General features: G+C 61.4%; 10 protein-coding genes. 2 read left to right on the top strand and 8 right to left on the bottom strand.

Annotation, left to right across the window (positions count from 1 at the left end):
* Nucleotides 1–2: 2 nt before the first annotated feature.
* The 3 genes from glgB to CHC01_RS27075 are packed head-to-tail and all read right to left on the bottom strand — an operon-like array spanning nt 3 to nt 7,403.
* On the bottom strand, nt 3–2,144 hold the full coding sequence (glgB, locus tag CHC01_RS27085; protein WP_089267455.1) for a 1,4-alpha-glucan branching protein GlgB: 2,142 nt from the start codon (nt 2,142–2,144) through the stop codon (nt 3–5).
* Complete coding sequence (gene treS / locus CHC01_RS27080) at nt 2,141–5,440, bottom strand: maltose alpha-D-glucosyltransferase (RefSeq protein ID WP_089267454.1); 3,300 nt, start codon at nt 5,438–5,440, stop codon at nt 2,141–2,143. Before treS ends, glgB begins: the two co-directional genes overlap by 4 nt.
* Nucleotides 5,441–5,450: 10 nt before the next feature.
* A complete protein-coding gene (locus CHC01_RS27075) occupies nt 5,451–7,403 on the bottom strand; it encodes an alpha-1,4-glucan--maltose-1-phosphate maltosyltransferase (protein WP_089267453.1) in 1,953 nt (650 codons plus the stop codon).
* Nucleotides 7,404–7,601: 198 nt separating this feature from the next.
* On the opposite strand from CHC01_RS27075, the gene malQ reads away from it, so the two are divergent.
* Together malQ and CHC01_RS27065 are read left to right on the top strand one after the other, a co-directional pair.
* On the top strand, nt 7,602–9,554 hold the full coding sequence (gene malQ, locus CHC01_RS27070; protein ID WP_089267452.1) for a 4-alpha-glucanotransferase: 1,953 nt from the start codon (nt 7,602–7,604) through the stop codon (nt 9,552–9,554).
* A 24-nt stretch (nt 9,555–9,578) separates the two neighbouring features.
* On the top strand, nt 9,579–11,378 hold the full coding sequence (locus CHC01_RS27065; protein WP_089267451.1) for a glycoside hydrolase family 15 protein: 1,800 nt from the start codon (nt 9,579–9,581) through the stop codon (nt 11,376–11,378).
* Nucleotides 11,379–11,418: 40 nt separating this feature from the next.
* Here CHC01_RS27065 and CHC01_RS27060 read toward each other — a convergent pair whose 3' ends face one another.
* Genes CHC01_RS27060 through gnd form a run of 5 tightly spaced genes read right to left on the bottom strand, consistent with a single transcriptional unit; the run spans nt 11,419 to nt 16,080 of the window.
* Nucleotides 11,419–12,228 (bottom strand): HAD family hydrolase, encoded by an 810-nt coding sequence (locus tag CHC01_RS27060; RefSeq protein WP_089267450.1) that lies wholly within the window; start codon nt 12,226–12,228, stop codon nt 11,419–11,421.
* An 11-nt stretch (nt 12,229–12,239) separates the two neighbouring features.
* Nucleotides 12,240–12,719: a gluconokinase gene (locus CHC01_RS27055; RefSeq protein WP_089267449.1), complete on the bottom strand. Its 480-nt coding sequence runs from the start codon at nt 12,717–12,719 to the stop codon at nt 12,240–12,242.
* Nucleotides 12,720–12,774: 55 nt separating this feature from the next.
* On the bottom strand, nt 12,775–13,515 hold the full coding sequence (gene pgl, locus CHC01_RS27050) for a 6-phosphogluconolactonase (protein ID WP_089267448.1): 741 nt from the start codon (nt 13,513–13,515) through the stop codon (nt 12,775–12,777).
* A 4-nt stretch (nt 13,516–13,519) separates the two neighbouring features.
* On the bottom strand, nt 13,520–15,046 hold the full coding sequence (zwf, locus tag CHC01_RS27045; protein WP_089267447.1) for a glucose-6-phosphate dehydrogenase: 1,527 nt from the start codon (nt 15,044–15,046) through the stop codon (nt 13,520–13,522).
* Between the two features lie 5 nt (nt 15,047–15,051).
* Complete coding sequence (gnd, locus tag CHC01_RS27040; RefSeq protein ID WP_089267446.1) at nt 15,052–16,080, bottom strand: phosphogluconate dehydrogenase (NAD(+)-dependent, decarboxylating); 1,029 nt, start codon at nt 16,078–16,080, stop codon at nt 15,052–15,054.
* Nucleotides 16,081–16,082 lie beyond the last annotated feature (2 nt).

The raw sequence follows: 16,082 nt of genomic DNA, 5'->3' as shown, positions 1-16,082 counted from the left end.
CTCTAGAATTCCGGTACGAGAAAGAGTGCGGCCAGCGGTGGAAGGGTTAGACTGAGTTCGGGGACAAGCCCCTTGGCAATGACTTCGCCGGAATTGCCGACATTGCTGCCGCCATAATGCGCGGCGTCGGAATTCAACACCTCGCGCCAGGTGCCGGTGAACGGCACGCGGACGCGGTAATCGTGATAGACGTTTGGCGAGAAGTTCACGACCACGAGGCACTGCGTGCGCGGGTTGGCGCCCTTGCGCAGCCAGGCGAAGACGTTGTTGCCGGCATCGTCGGTGATCATCCATTCGAAGCCGGCCGGATCGCAATCGAGTTCATGCAGTGCCGGCTGGTTGCGATACAGCTCGTTGAGATCGCGGATCAGCGAGTGGATGCCGGCATGCTTGTCCTGCTCGAGCAGGTGCCAGTCCAGCGATGTGTCATGATTCCATTCGCGCTCCTGGGCAAATTCGCAGCCCATGAACATCAGCTTCTTGCCGGGATGTCCGAACATGAAGGCGTAATACGCACGCAGATTGGCGAACCGTTGCCAGTCGTCGCCGGGCATTCGGCCCAAAATGGATCGCTTGCCGTGCACCACTTCGTCATGGGAGAGCGGCAACACGAAATTTTCCGAGAAGGCGTATTGCAGCCCGAACAGAATGTCGTTGTGCTGGTACTTGCGATAGATCGGATCCTTGCTGATATAATTCAGCGTGTCATGCATCCAGCCCATGTTCCACTTGTAGCCGAAGCCCAGTCCGCCGAATTCGACGGGACGCGATACTTGCGGCCATGCAGTGGATTCCTCCGCCGCGGTGGTCGCATTCGGAAATTTGGCGAAGACTTCGGTGTTGAAGCGGCGCAGGAAGCTGACGGCCTCGATATTCTCGCGGCCACCATATTTGTTCGGAATCCAGGCGCCGGCTTCGCGGCTGTAATCGAGATACAGCATCGAGGCGACGGCATCGACGCGCAGCCCATCCACATTGTAACGCTCGAGCCAGAACAGCGCGTTGGATACGAGGAAGTTTACGACTTCGGTGCGGCCGTAATTGTAGATCAGCGTGCCCCAGTCCATGTGCCGGCCCTGCAGCGGGTTGGCATGCTCATAAAGGGCCGTGCCGTCGAAATTGCCGAGGCCATGCGGATCGTCCGGAAAGTGACCGGGCACCCAGTCGAGCAGCACGCCGAGCCCCTCGGCATGACAGGCGTCGATCAGCAATGCGAATTCTGCCGGCGTACCGAAGCGGCTGGTCGGCGCATACATGCCGGTCGGCTGATAGCCCCATGAACCGTCAAACGGATGCTCGTTGACGGGCAGGAATTCCACATGGGTGAAGCCAAGATCGCGAGCATAGCGCGGCAGCGTCTCCGCGAGGTCGCGATAGGTCAGCCACTCATTGTCGCCCTTGCGACGCCAGGAGCCCAGATGCACCTCGTAGATCGACATCGGCTTGTTCAGCGCATTGATGTGATCCGGGGCAGGGCGCGGATGCGGAATCCTGGTTTCGTCGAGCACGATGGACGCTGTTGACGGCCGCAGTTCGGCGGCGAAGGCCATCGGGTCGGATTTTTGCGTCAACTGTCCATGCGGGCCGATGATGTCGAACTTGTAGTGATCGCCGGGCATCGCGCCCGGGATGAACAGCTCCCAGTAGCCGGGGCCGCGCACGCGCATGGGATGACGCCGCGCGTCCCAGAAATTGAAATAGCCGACCACGCTGACACGCTTCGCATTGGGCGCGAGCACCACAAATCCGACGCCGCTGACGCCTTCAAGCACCATCGGATGGGCGCCGAGCTTGTCATAGAGCCGCTGATGGGTACCTTCGCCGAGCAGATAGAGATCGAATTCGGTGAGGATCGGCGGAAAGCGATAAGGATCGTCAAGATCGACGGATCTGTCGCCATAGCGCGCCCGCAGTTGATACTTGGTCGAGCCATTGGCCAGCGCGCCGACAAACAGCCCGGCGTCATGCACGCGCTCCAACGCGGTCGTCGCACCGTGATCATCAATGGCATCGACCTTCACGGCTTCCGGCAGGAAAGCGCGCACGACCGTCTTATCGGCTTCCTTGTGGGGGCCGAGATAGTGAAATGGATCGGAGTGGCGGCCTTCGACGATTGCGTAAGCCTCGGCGGGCAAATTTGTCATACGGCTTCCTCAGAATACTGGTTCAGAATGCGCAGAATGCCAGTCAGTGGCACCCGCAGCCAATCTGGCCGATGCGCAAGTTCGTATTCGATTTCGTAGAGCGCCTTTTCCAGAAGGAAGAAGTTCAGCATTTCCTTGGTGGCTCCCGCGTCTGCCGGCCACAGCCGCGCATCAGTCATGGTCTCGCGATAGGCGTCAACGAAAGCCGTGGTGGCACGTTCCCGCCAGGCGTCCAGTGCCGCAGCCAGCTTGCCGGTGTCGTCCGAAGTGACCTTGAGCGCGCGTTCCAGCGCTGCCGTTGCCGAATAATCGATCGAACGAATGAGCCCGGCGATGTCACGTGCAGCGGGCGCCTTGCGGCGGCGCTCATCGATCGATCTGCGCGGTTCACCCTCGAAGTCGATGATGAAAATATCATCCTTGACGATCAGCATCTGGCCGAGATGGAAATCTCCGTGATGGCGGATCTTCAGTCCGTCAATATTCTCCGGCAGCAGCTCGGTCAGCCACCCCCGCAAGCCGTGGCGCAGTTCCAGCACCTGATCGATCAGCGCGCGATCCGAATCCTTGGCGGCATTGCGACGTTGGGCGAGCGCACTAAATACCGGCTCCGCACGCGTGACGATTTCATTGATCCAGAGCCTGATATCGTCAGGCGACGTCGGCTCCGGCTTGAAATCCGGGATGTCGTCGCGGCTGGCCAGCGCCATCTGCATCTCGGCGACACGGCGGCCGGTCTGCGACATATAGAGCAGATACGGTACCTGTTCTTCACTGTGCGGGGCGTGGTCATCCACCGCCAGCAGACGCTGCTCATCGGCGAAACGGTCGAGATAGGCCGATGTCACCGTCCAGGCATCGCCCTGATTCTGCACGAAGGCATGCACGATGGCGACGGCGGTGCGTTGATCGCCCTCGACCAGTTCGACACTGCCAAGCAGAGCCGGCGTATTGGTGAAGCCGGCGATATCCGTCAGGAAACGGCTGACCTCGATCTCCGGATTGATGCCGGCCTGCAGCTTGCGATAGATCTTCACGACATAGTCGTTGTCGACCAATGCAGTGCTGTTGGACTGTTCGGTTTCGACCGCACGGATGTTCTCCAGCGGAGCAGCCGGCTTTTCGGCAAGCTTGGTTGTTGGCCGGAATTCCAGACGGTTTCCCTCTTCTTCGACGGTCAGTGAAATTCGCAAATTGTGCAGCAGCAGCGCAATGAAGATGTGGTCGGTGGCAACGTCGAGTAGGGTACCTTCGCGCGCGCCCTGACGAACGGCGGCAAAGGCTTTCGGATTGTAGCGTTCGCGGTCGAAGCGGGTCCACTCGATCTGCATGGGCAGCAGATAGCGCGTCGCCACATTGCGCTGCGTGGTTTCGAAGAACACCAGCCATGGACGATTGTCGCCGATCTCGCAGAACGGGATCGCACCGGTGAGCACGGGCTGGATCGCCTTTGGCTGTCGCTCCGGATACCAGCGGCTGCGCGCCAGGAAGGAGGGCAGCACGTCGCGCTCGAACACACCGCGCGTACGGGCGAGCGTCATCCAGGTCGAGCCGAGCGGCACCACCAGCGTTTCGAATTCCGGTACCACCGGCGGCTGCGAATGCTCGGAGACATCGCGGAGCTGCAGCTGGAACCAGTAGAAGCCGTAAGGCGCCAGCGTGATCATGTAAGGCAGATCGCCGATCGGCGGAAATTTGGTGCGGCCGAGCATTTCCAGCGGCACGCGTTCCTTCCACGGCGACAGATCGAGTTCGGTGGCCTGCGCGGCGCGCGACAGGTTGGCGACGCAGAGGATCGCTTCGTCGCCGAGCTGGCGCACATAAGCGAGAACGGAGCGGTTGTCGGGGCGGATGAAGGTCATGGTGCCGCGGCCGAAAGCCAGCGTCGATTTCCTGACAGCAATGAGGCGCTTGGTCGCCGACAGCAGCGATGACAGGCTGCGCGACTGCGCCTCCACGTTCACGGACTCGTAGCCGTAGATCGGATCCATGATCGGCGGTGCGTAGAGCCGCGCGGGATCGGCGCGCGAGAAGCCGCCATTACGGTCGGGTGCCCATTGCATCGGTGTGCGTACGCCGTTGCGGTCGCCGAGATAGATATTGTCGCCCATGCCGATCTCGTCGCCGTAATAGATGATCGGCGTGCCGGGGAACGACAGCAACAACGAGTCCAGCAGCTCGATCTTGCGCCGATCGTTGTCCATCAAAGGCGCCAGGCGACGGCGAATGCCGACATTGATGCGCGCGCGCGGATCGTTCGCATAGGTCGACCACAGATAGTCGCGCTCGACGTCCGTGACCATTTCCAGCGTCAGCTCGTCGTGATTGCGCAGGAACATCGCCCACTGGCAATCGCCGGGAATATCCGGCGTCTGGCGCATGATGTCGGTAATCGGGAAACGGTCCTCCTGCGCCAGCGCCATATAGATGCGCGGCATCAGCGGGAAGTGATACGCCATGTGGCATTCGTCGCTGTTGCCGAAATATTCCTGCACGTCCTCCGGCCATTGATTGGCCTCGGCGAGCAGCAGCTTGCCCGGCGCATAGGCATCGAGTTCGGCGCGCAAATGCTTGATGACTTTGTGCGTTTCCGGCAGGTTCTCGTTATTGGTGCCGTCGCGCTCGACAAGATAGGGGATCGCGTCCAGACGGAAGCCATCGACGCCGGCATCCAGCCAGCGTTTCATCACCTGCACCACGGCAGAGACGACGCGCGGATTGTCGAAATTCAAATCCGGCTGATGTGAGAAGAAGCGGTGCCAGTAATAGGCCTTGGCCTCCGGGTCCCAGGTCCAGTTCGACTTTTCGGTATCGGTGAAGATGATCCGGGTGCTCTGATATTTCTGGTCGGTGTCGCTCCAGACATACCAGTTGCGCGCAGAAGAGCCGGCCGGGCTGCGGCGGGCGCGTTTGAACCAGTCATGCTGATCCGACGTGTGATTGATGACGAGTTCGGTAATCACGCGCAGGCCACGGCGCTTGGCTTCGTGGATGAAGCGCTTGAAATCCTTCATCGTGCCGAAGTCGGGATGGATCGAACCATAGTCGGCGATGTCGTAGCCGTCGTCGCGGCCCGGCGACGGATAGAACGGCATCAGCCAGATGGTGGTGACGCCGAGATCCTGCAGGTAATCCAGCTTCTCGGTCAGGCCGATAAAGTCGCCGATGCCGTCATGGTTGCTGTCAGCGAAGGTCTTCACATGCAGCTGATAGATGATGGCGTCCTTGTACCAGAGCTTGTCGATCTCCTCGGCGCGCTGTTTCGCTTTAACGTCGATATCGGTCATTACGTTCATGTCAACGCTTTCAGGCGAGGCAACGGAAGAAGATGGCGGGATCGCGCTGGGGATCGAGACGCAGGCGGATGCCGCCCCATTCGACGCCATGGCGCTCGCCGGTAATGATGTTCTCGACGGCGGCAACATTGCGTCGCTCGCCATCGACCATCACCTGCGTGTCGATCGGTAGCCAGAATTCATACGGATCGCGCGACAGCGCGATGGCGCCGGCGACCGTATTGGTGCCATCCACCGACTCCTTGACGAAGCCGATGATGTTGTCGTTGTCGACCGGCATGAAGCGCAGGTTCGATGTCTGCTGCAGCGCCGGGTTGGCGCGGCGCGCGTGGTTCAGCGCGGTGATGTAGGGCTTGATATTCCCCGGCGCATTCCAGTCGCGGGTCCTGATCTCGTATTTCTCCGAGTTCAGATATTCCTCCTTGCCGGGGATCGCCTCGTGTTCGAGCAATTCGAAACCGTTATAGATGCCATAAGTCGACGACAGCGCGGCCGCCAGCGCCACCCGCGCCTTGAACATCCAGGCTTCGCCGGATTGCAGGTGATAGGGCAGGATGTCCGGCGTATTGACGAAGAAGTTCGGGCGATAGAATTCGCGCTCGGGATAGCCGCACAGTTCGTTGAGATACTGCTCGATTTCCCACTTCGCGGTGCGCCAGGTGAAATAGGTATAGCTCTGCGAGAAGCCGAGTTTGGCGAGGCCCTTCATCAGCTTCGGGCGCGTGAAGGCTTCCGCCAGAAACAGCGCATCGGGATGCTTCAACTGCACCTCGTGGATCGCCCATTCCCAGAACCGCAGCGGCTTGGTGTGCGGATTGTCGATGCGGAAGATCTTGACGCCCTGGTCGCACCAGAACAGCAGCATGTCGCGCAGCGCATTCCACAGCGATCCCGCATCTTCGCAGTCGAAGTCCGGATTGTGGATGTCTTCGTATTTTTTCGGCGGGTTCTCCGCATATTTCATCGAGCCGTCGGGCCGACGCTTGAACCAGTCCGGATGGTCCTTGACCCACGGATGATCCGGCGAGCACTGCACGGCCACGTCGATCGCCACTTCCAGACCATGCTCTTTGCACGCAGCGATCAGCGCATGGAAATCCTCCATGGTGCCGAGTTGCGGATGCAATGCGTCATGGCCGCCCTCGGCGCCGCCAATGGCATAGGGGCTGCCGACATCGCCGGGCTCGGAGGTTAGCGAATTGTTCTTGCCCTTCCGGTTGGTCTTGCCGATGGGGTGGATCGGCGTGAAATACAGTACGTCGAAGCCCATGGCCTGCACGTCGGGCAGGCGGGCAATACAGTCGCGGAACGTGCCATGCTGGCCGGGCACCGTGCTCTGGCTGCGCGGCACCATCTCATACCACGCGCCGTTGCGGGCACGTTCGCGGTCGATCATCAGCGGCAGCAAAGGCGAGCGCGTCAGGTCAGGCCGCAACTGCGCTTCGGCCATGGCGGTGCGCAGCTCAGGTGACAGCAGCGGCTCATTGTCGCCGGTCTGCAGGAAATTCTCGCATTGCTTGACGATGAGCGCCGAAGCCTCGGGCCCGCCATTCTGCGCCTTGGTCATCAGACCGGCGCCTTCCAGCGCATCCAGTGTGACATCCTGTCCGGCCTTCAGCTTCAGCTCGAAGCCGTGGCGCCAGGTGGCGAATTCGTCGGTCCAGGCCTCGATGGCATACACATAGCGTCCGATGCCACCGGGTGTGAATGTGCCGCCCCAGCGGTCATTGACCTCAAGGGTCATGGGGACCCGATTCCACTCGCGGTCCTGCTCGCGGCGCCAGACAATGGCTGCGGCGATGATCTCGTGACCATCGCGGTACAGGTCGGCATAGACAGCGACAGGTTCGCCCACGATACGTTTGACCGGGAAGCGGCCAGCGTCGATGATCGGATAGATGTTTTCGATATGGAAAGCCCCGCCGATGCCGGCGGTGTCCACGATTTGCGATGTTCTGTTCACGGTGATGCCATCATGAGGTGTCGTCCCTGTTCGATTATTCAAAAAGAGACGGTGCGATCATATACAAAGCCCCGTGACAGGGGTTTGGTTCCCCATGGAACTCAGCTTAGATCGACGCGTTGAAACCGGCTATCCTCTTCCGCAAATTCAGAGATTTCCCAGCAACTTTCGATTGTTGCTCTGCAAACAGCGTGCCGAATGGACCTTTTCACCAAAGCTGCCGAACTCGGAATCCAGACCGGTTTTCACGACGGTCAGGGCCAGTGGCACACCACGGGCGAAGCTGCCCTGAAGCTCATTCTGGACGCCATGCCGGTGCGCACGCCGCATCGCTTCGTGGCGAGTCCGGTCGTGGTCCGGGCCGGCGAGGGTGCCCGCACGGTCCTCAATGAGGCTGCCACGTTTCCCCTGACCTGGAAAATTCTCGACGGGGTTAAGGTTATCGCCGAGGGAACGACGGAGGGGCGCGAGATCACCTGGCCGCGCGATCTGCCGGTCGGCGTGCATCGGCTCAGGCTGGTCGACGCCAAGAAATTCCCCGATGAGGCGCCGTTCATCGTCGCGCCGTCCAAGGCATTTTCCGGCACCTTCGATCGGTCCTGGATTCTCGCCGTACAGCTCTACGGCGTGCGCTCCGAGCGCAACTGGGGCATCGGCGACTTCACCGATCTGCAGGACCTGATCAGACTGGCCGCCGATATCGGCGCCGGCGGTGTCGGTCTCAACCCGCTGCATGCGCTGTTCGACGACAGGCCGGCCGAATGCAGCCCGTATTCGCCGAACAGCCGGCTGTTTCTCAATCCGCTCTATATCGACGTCGAGGCGCTGCCCGAATATGCGGCGAACGATAGCGGCGACACGCTGGCTGAGATGCGCGCCAGCAAGTTCGTCGATTATGTCGATATCGCCGCGGTCAAGTCGACAGCGATGCGTGCCGCCTTTGAGACATTTTATGCCGATCCGACATCCGAGCGTCAGAAGGCCTTTGCCGCATTCCGCGCCGAGCGCGCGCCGCTGCTGACGCGCTTCGCCTGTTTCGAGGTGCTGCGGCATCAGCAGCAGACCGCGTGGTGGGACTGGCCGTCGGAATGGCTGCTGCCCGATGATGCGACCTGCGACGCCTTCCGCGCCGGGCCTGACGGCAAGGAAGTGGCTTACATCGAGTATGTGCAGTGGAATGCCGATCTGCAGCTCAAGGCGTGTTTCGATCTGACGACGAAGCTCGGCATGCCCGTCGGCCTCTATCTCGACGTCGCCGTCGGCGTGCAGTCCGGCGGCTTCGATGCCTGGAACGAGCAGATCGCGATCTCGCGTCATCTCTCCGTCGGTGCGCCGCCCGATGCGCTGCAGCCCGCCGGGCAGAACTGGGGTCTCGCCGGCTTCAATGCCGCAGGGCTGGAAGTGCAGGGCTTCGCGCCGTTCAAGGACATGTTGCGCGCCTCGATGCGCTATGCCGGCGCCGTCAGGCTCGATCACGTGCTCGGCCTCAATCGCCTCTACGTCGTGCCGCATGGCTATGACGCCGATAACGGCGCCTATGTGAAGATGCCGCTGGAAGCACTTCTGGCGGTGACGGCGCAGGAGAGCGTCGCCAATCGCTGTGTGGTGATCGGTGAGGACCTCGGTACCGTGCCGGACGGCTTCCGCGATCATCTCGCATCCTGGGGCATCTGGTCGTATCTGGTGATGATGTTCGAGCGTGATGAACGCTATGCCTTCCGCGGTATCGACTATTACGCACCGAATGCGCTGGTGACCTTCAATACCCATGATCTGCCGACCTATGCCGGCTGGCGCAGCCTGCACGATCTGCAGCTGAAGCGCTCGCTGGGCATCGATCCCGGCGAGAGCGACGATGCCCGCCGTTACGCGCTGCAGATGCTCAGCGAGGCGCTGCGAGCCCAGGGCATCAATACCGAAGACTTCTACGCCGTCGCTCACTTTCTCGCGCGCACGCGGACCCGTTTGCTGGCCGTCGCGTTGGAAGACCTGTTGGGTGTGATCGATCAGCCGAATATTCCCGGCACCATCAATGAACATCCGAACTGGCGGCAGCGGCTGCCGGCCACGGTGGAGACGATGGCCACGTCGATCGATCGTGACGCGCTGCACATTGCAACCGCGGACAGGAGTTTGTCCGCATTGACGTAAATTTTGTCAGGTGGCGGAAAGACTTTGTACAGCAATATCGAAGATTACGCGCTGATCGGCGATTGTGAGACCGCCGCTCTCGTCAACCGCAACGGATCGATCGACTGGCTGTGCTGGCCGGCCTTCGATTCTGACGCATGCTTTACCGCGCTGCTCGGCACCAAGGATCATGGCCGCTGGCAAATCACGCCCGATGCTCCGATCACGGCATGCAAACGGCGCTATCGCGGCGACTCCCTCATTCTGGAAACCACGCTGGAGACGGACGACGGCGCCATCACGCTGATCGACTTCATGCCGCCGCGCGGCGCCGCCTCTGATGTGGTGCGCATCGTCCGCGGCGATCGCGGCACGGTGACGGTCCGGATGGAGCTGATCATCCGCTTCGGATTCGGCGCGGCCATCCCCTGGGTGAAGCGCGACAAGGACGGCGGAGTGCTGGCGATTTGCGGGCCCGACATGACCGTGCTGCACACGCCCGTCGAGACCCATGGCGAGAACCTCACGACCGTCGCGAAATTCGAAGTCAAACAGGGCGACAGCGTCCCGTTCGTGCTGACCTATGGGCCTTCGCATCTCAAAGTGCCAGCGCCGATCAATGTCGACGAGGCGCTGAAGGACACGGAGGAATTCTGGAAGGAATGGAGCAGCCGCTGCACCTATAAAGGCGAGCACCGCGATCTCGTGATGCGCTCGCTGATTACGCTGAAGGCGCTGATCTATGCGCCGTCAGGCGGCATCGTCGCGGCGCCGACCACGTCGCTGCCCGAAAAGCTCGGCGGCTCCAGAAACTGGGACTATCGCTTCTGCTGGCTGCGCGACGCGACCTTCACGCTGCTGGTGCTGATGAACAGCGGCTACACGGATGAGGCGCGCGCCTGGTATCGCTGGCTGCTGCGCGCCGTCGCCGGCGCACCGGCCGAGATGCAGATCATGTATGGCATCATGGGCCAGCGCCGCCTGCTCGAATGGGAGGCCGACTGGCTGCCCGGCTATGGCGGCGCGCTGCCGGTGCGCGTGGGCAATGCTGCGCATGCGCAGCTGCAGCTCGACGTCTATGGCGAGTTGATTGATGCCTTCCACCAGACCCGCGTTGCCAAACTCGATCTCGAGGATGGCACCTGGGCGGTGGAATGCGAGATCCTCGAACATCTCGCTTCTGTCTGGAACAAGCCCGATCACGGCATCTGGGAGCGCCGCGGCCCCGGCAAGCACTATGTGCTGTCGAAAGTCGGCTGCTGGGTTGCGTTCGACCGCGCCATCAAGAGCGCCGAGAGCTTCAATCTCAAAGGCCCTGTCGACACGTGGAAGGCGCTGCGCAAGGAGATTCATCGCGACGTTTGCGAGAAAGGGTTCGATCCTCGCGAAAACACCTTCGTGGAATCCTATGGCTCGGACGTGCTCGACGGCGCCATTCTGCTGCTGCCGGCTCTGGGTTTTCTTCCGGCCGACGATCCTCGCGTGAAGGGCACGATCGCAGCGGTCGAGAAATATCTGATACGCGACGGCTTCGTGCTGCGCCACGATCCGCGCGAGGTCACTGGCGAGGTGCAGCCCGCCGAGGGTGCGTTCCTCGCCTGCAGCCTGTGGCTGGCCGAGGCCTATATCAAGATGGGTGAGATCGCCAAGGCGGAAGAACTCTTCAATCGCGTCGTCGCGATCGCCAATGATGTCGGGCTGCTGGCGGAAGAATATGACAGCGGCGTCAAACGCCAGACCGGCAACTTCCCGCAGGCGTTGACCCATATCGCGCTGATCGCCGTGGCGCATAATCTGGCGAGCGCCAAGCGTCCGCAGGAGAAGAAGGTGGAGCGGGCGAAGTAGCTCTTCTCTTAACCCTCCCCGCAAGGGGGAGGGGGCTACGTCACATGGCATTCCTTTTCAAAATCATCTCCACCGCGCCCGCAAAGCCTTCCTCCTCATTCGACGTCGTCACATCCGTCGCCTGCGACTTCACATCGTCGCTCGCATTGCCCATGGCGATCGACATGCCTGACACCTTGAACATCGGCAGGTCGTTGCGCATGTCGCCGATGGTGGCGATGGCCTCAAGGGAGATGCCGAGGCGCTGCGCCATAGCCTGCACAAAGGTGCCTTTGTTCTGGTTGGGCGGCGTGATGTCGAGATAGTAGTTCTGCGAGCGCACGGCGACAGCTGTATCGCCCAGCGCCTTCTGCATCGCGCCCTCACAGCGCTCAAGCAACGGAAAGTCCGCGCTGGCGCCGACGATCTTGCAGGCCTTGGCAAGATAGGGCGAGAAGTCATCCACCATCACGGCCTCATGCTGGATGGTGTCGCGCTCATGCGGCACATATTTGCCGTCGTCGCGCTTGATCACCCATTCATCATTGGTGAAAATCCAGATATCGACGCCGTGGTCTTCCAGCACTTCAATGGCGCGCTTGGTCGCAGCTTCCGGGATCAGGTGCTGCACGATCGGCTTGAGGTCGCCGTCCACCATGGAGCTGCCATTGAACGGGCCGATCGGCAGCGTGATCCCCAGTGGCTTGACCAGGAAGCGCATGCCGACGGGCGGGCGGCTCGACGTGATCGTGAAGCCGATGCCGGCGTCTTCCAGTTTCTTCACGGCCGCCTTGGCCGTGTCGGTGAGGCGTTTGTCGTGGGTGACGAGCGTACCGTCGACATCGGACACCACGAGAGCGATTTTGGTCATGGTTTGATCTTTCAGGCCGGCAGTTGTTTGATGATGGCGGAGACGATGCCGTCGACATCGTCGTCGATGGATACTGTCATTGGGCGTTCGTCTGGGCCGGGGATTTCGAGCGTCTTGAACTGACTGTCGAGCAGCGTCGGCGGCATGAAATGATTCTTCCGCGCCGCCATGCGCTTGGCGATTAGCTCCTTGGAGCCGTCGAGATAGACGATGCGAATGTCGTCGCGGCCGTGCAATAGCAGATCGCGATAGGCGCGCTTGAGCGCAGAACAGGCGACGACAAGCTTTTGGCCATCGGCGGTGACGCGGTCGATCTCGTCGGCAATGGCCTGCAGCCAGGGCCAGCGATCGTCGTCGGTGAGTGGCTGGCCCGCGCGCTGCTTCTCGATATTTGCCTTCGGGTGAAAATCGTCGCCATCGGCGAAGCGCCAGCCGAGGCGTTCAGCAAGCGTCTTCGCGATCGTGCTCTTGCCTGAGCTGGAGACGCCCATCACCACCAGAGCCTTGGGTGCCAGGATCTTGGGTGCCAGAGTCTTGGGCGCGGTGTCAGCCACGCGCGTCGTCCGGCAGGGCGGCCTTGTCGCACAGCCACACGGTTTCGCCGTCCGACCGCGCGCGATTGGCTGGCAGATCCTCGCCCTTCAGCACCCGGGTCAGGATCGCGCGCTTGTCCTCGCCGCTCATCAGGAACAGCATCTCGCGGCATGAGGCGAGTGCCGGCAGCGTCAGGCTGACGCGCGGCACGAAAGGCTTCACATGGGCTTCGGGCACGCCGACAACCCAGCGGTCCTTGATCTCGATGGCTGGATAGCTGGGGAACAACGATGCCACGTGGCCATCGGGGCCGACGCCGAGCAACACCAGATCGAACAACGGCTTTGCCTTGTCGAAAGTGTCTGCACCGTAGAACGACTGCAGTTCGCGCGCATAGAGCGCCGCCGCGTCGTCCGGATTCGCCGCATCGGTCTTGATTGGGTGCACATTCGCAAGCGGCGCGCATGCATCCAGGAACGCAGTTCGCGCCATACTCATGTTGTTGAGCGGATCGCTTGAAGAAACGAAGCGGTCGTCGCCGATGAACCAGTGTACGCGATCCCAGGGGATTTCGCTGCGATAGGGTTCGGTGGCGAGTAATTCATAGAGCCGCTTCGGGCTCGATCCGCCAGTCATGCAGATGGCGATGCGACCGGGATTGGCCTCGATGCGCTCGATCAGCCGGTCGGCTGCGGCCTCGGCGAGAGCCACCGCATCCTCGACCACGACGATATGGCGATTGGGCGCTGTCATCGTGTCAGCTCAGCACGCGCCAGCTACGACCGTCGCGCTTGAGCAGGTCGTTCGCTTCTTCGGGACCTTCGCTGCCGGCGTTGTAGGTCTTCAGCCCATCCTTGCCGGCCTTCTTCCATGCATCGAGGAACGGCTGCACGGCACGCCAGCCGGCTTCCACGCTGTCGGCGCGCTGGAACAGGATGTTGTCGCCGATCATGCAGTCATAGATCAGCGTCTCATAGCCCGTCGCCGGCGCGGCCTGGAAGTAGTCCTTATAGCGGAACTTCATCTCGACGCCGTCGATCTCCACGGCAGGGCCGGGCACCTTGGTGTTGAACTTCAGCGAGATGCCTTCATTTGGCTCCACCGCGATAACGAGAAAGTTCTCCGCGAGGCTTTCCACCGACATGTCACGGAACATGGCGAAGGGCGCTTGCTTGAACTTGATCGCCACTTCGGTGCGTTTGATACCAAGTGCCTTGCCGGTGCGCAGATAAAAGGGAACGCCGGCCCAGCGCCAGTTGTCGATCGACAGCTTCATCGCTGCATAGGTCTCAGTGGTACTGCCTTCCTTGACGTCCTTGGTCTTCAGATAATCACCAATGTCGGTATCGCCCACATGGCCGGCGACATATTGCGCGCGAACCGAATTCTGCAGTGCTTCGGCTTCGGTCTGCGTGGTGACGGCGGCGAGCACTTCAGCTTTCTCGGAGCGCACCGCATTGGCCTCGAAACGCGCGGGCGGCTCCATCGCGACTAGCGATAGCAATTGAAACAGATGGTTCGGCACCATGTCGCGCAGCGCGCCGGTCGCATCGTAGAACGAGCCGCGATGGCCGACGCCGAGTTTCTCATCCACGGTAATCTGCACGTGGTCGATATGGTTGCGATTCCAGATCGGCTCGAACATGCCATTGGCAAAGCGCAGCACCAGGATGTTCTGCACCGTCTCCTTGCCGAGATAGTGATCGATCCGGTAGATCTGCTGCTCGTTCATCAGGCCGAGCAGTTCATTATTCAGCTTCTTCGCGGATTCAAGGTCGGTGCCGAACGGCTTCTCGACCACGAGGCGGCGCCACGAGCCGTTTTCCTTCAGCATGCCGGTGCGGCCGAGCTGACGCGCGATCGGCGCGAAGGCCGAAGGCGGCGTTGCCAGATAGAACAGGCGATTGCCGCCGGTGCCGCGCGCTTCCTCGAGTTTGTCGAGCTGTTCGCGCATGCGATCGAAGGACTCCGGCTCGCCCGGATCGGCCTCGATGCAGGTGACACAATTGAGCAGCTTCTGTGCGATGGCGTCGTCGACCGGGCGCGTCGCATATTGCTTCAGGCCCTTCATCAGGTCGTCGCGGAGTTCCGCGCCGGTCATGTCCTTGCGGGCGATGCCGACGACGCAGAATTTCTCCGGCAGAAGATCGGACGCCTGCAGGTTATACAGCGCCGCGATGACCAGCCGGTGGGCGAGATCGCCGGTGACGCCGAAGATCACGAATGCGCAAGGGTCTGGCTTCTTCTTGGATTTGGCAGGGCCTGGAGCTTGTATCTCGGTCATGCGGGCTACGCCTTTGGTTTGATGATATCAGGCGCGTCCTGCCGTTTTGGATCCGGATGCTGATCGGGCTCTTTGTGGCCGCCGAAACCGGCGCGCATCGCGGATAGAATCTTCTCTGCAAATGTGTGTTCCTTGCGCGAGCGAAACCGCGCAAACAAGGCCGCCGTCAGAACCTCGGCGGGGACAGCCTCGTCGATGGCGGCATTCACTGTCCAGCGGCCTTCGCCGGAATCCTCGACGAAGCCCGAATAGGTATCCAGCGTCTCATTCTTGGCGAGCGCGGAGGAGGTGAGGTCGAGCAGCCATGACGGGATCACGCTGCCACGGCGCCAGACTTCGGCGATGTCAGGCAAATTCAAATCGAAGCGATGCGCCTCCGGCAGCGCCTCGATATTGGCGTTCTTCATGATGTCGAAGCCCTCGGCATAGGCCTGCATCAGTCCGTATTCGATGCCGTTATGGACCATCTTGACGAAGTGCCCGGCGCCGACCGGGCCGGCATGGATATAGCCGTTCTCGATGCGCGGATCGCTGTTGTCGCGGCCCGGCGTACGCGGAATGTCGCCGATCCCCGGGGCCAGTGTCTTGAAGATCGGATCGAGCCGATCGACGACGCTCTTTTCCCCGCCGATCATCATGCAGTAGCCGCGATCAATGCCCCAGACGCCGCCCGATGTGCCGACGTCGATGTAATACAGGCCCTTCTCCTTCAGCGCCTTGCCGCGGCGGACGTCGTCCTGCCAGAACGTGTTGCCGCCGTCGATGACGGTGTCGCCGGGCTCCAGCAGCCTGGTCAGCGCATCGATGGTGGTTTCGGTGATCTTGCCGGCTGGCAACATGACCCAGACGGCGCGCGGCTTGTCGAGCTTCTTGACGAAATCTTCGAGCGACGATCCGCCGATGGCACCTTCGGAGGCAAGGCCGCTGACGGCCTTGGCGTCCTTGTCATAGACGACGGCGGTGTGACCGTTCTTCATCAGGCGGCGGACAATATTTCCGCCCATTCGGCCGAGACCGATCATGCCGAGCTGCATTG

Source organism: Tardiphaga sp. OK246 (genome assembly GCF_900188215.1).
Classification (GTDB): Bacteria; Pseudomonadota; Alphaproteobacteria; order Rhizobiales; family Xanthobacteraceae; genus Tardiphaga; species Tardiphaga robiniae.
The sequence above is the reverse complement of the archived record's forward strand: the minus strand, read 5'-3'. Positions and strand labels throughout refer to the sequence as shown.

Coding starts and splice junctions, on each gene's coding strand:
- glgB (WP_089267455.1), bottom strand. CDS start 2,144: ATGACAAATTTGCCCGCCGAGGCTTACGCAATCGTCGAAGGCCGCCAC.
- treS (WP_089267454.1), bottom strand. CDS start 5,440: ATGAACGTAATGACCGATATCGACGTTAAAGCGAAACAGCGCGCCGAG.
- malQ (WP_089267452.1), top strand. CDS start 7,602: ATGGACCTTTTCACCAAAGCTGCCGAACTCGGAATCCAGACCGGTTTT.
- CHC01_RS27060 (WP_089267450.1), bottom strand. CDS start 12,228: ATGACCAAAATCGCTCTCGTGGTGTCCGATGTCGACGGTACGCTCGTC.
- CHC01_RS27055 (WP_089267449.1), bottom strand. CDS start 12,719: ATGGGCGTCTCCAGCTCAGGCAAGAGCACGATCGCGAAGACGCTTGCT.
- pgl (WP_089267448.1), bottom strand. CDS start 13,515: ATGACAGCGCCCAATCGCCATATCGTCGTGGTCGAGGATGCGGTGGCT.
- zwf (WP_089267447.1), bottom strand. CDS start 15,046: ATGACCGAGATACAAGCTCCAGGCCCTGCCAAATCCAAGAAGAAGCCA.
- gnd (WP_089267446.1), bottom strand. CDS start 16,080: ATGCAGCTCGGCATGATCGGTCTCGGCCGAATGGGCGGAAATATTGTC.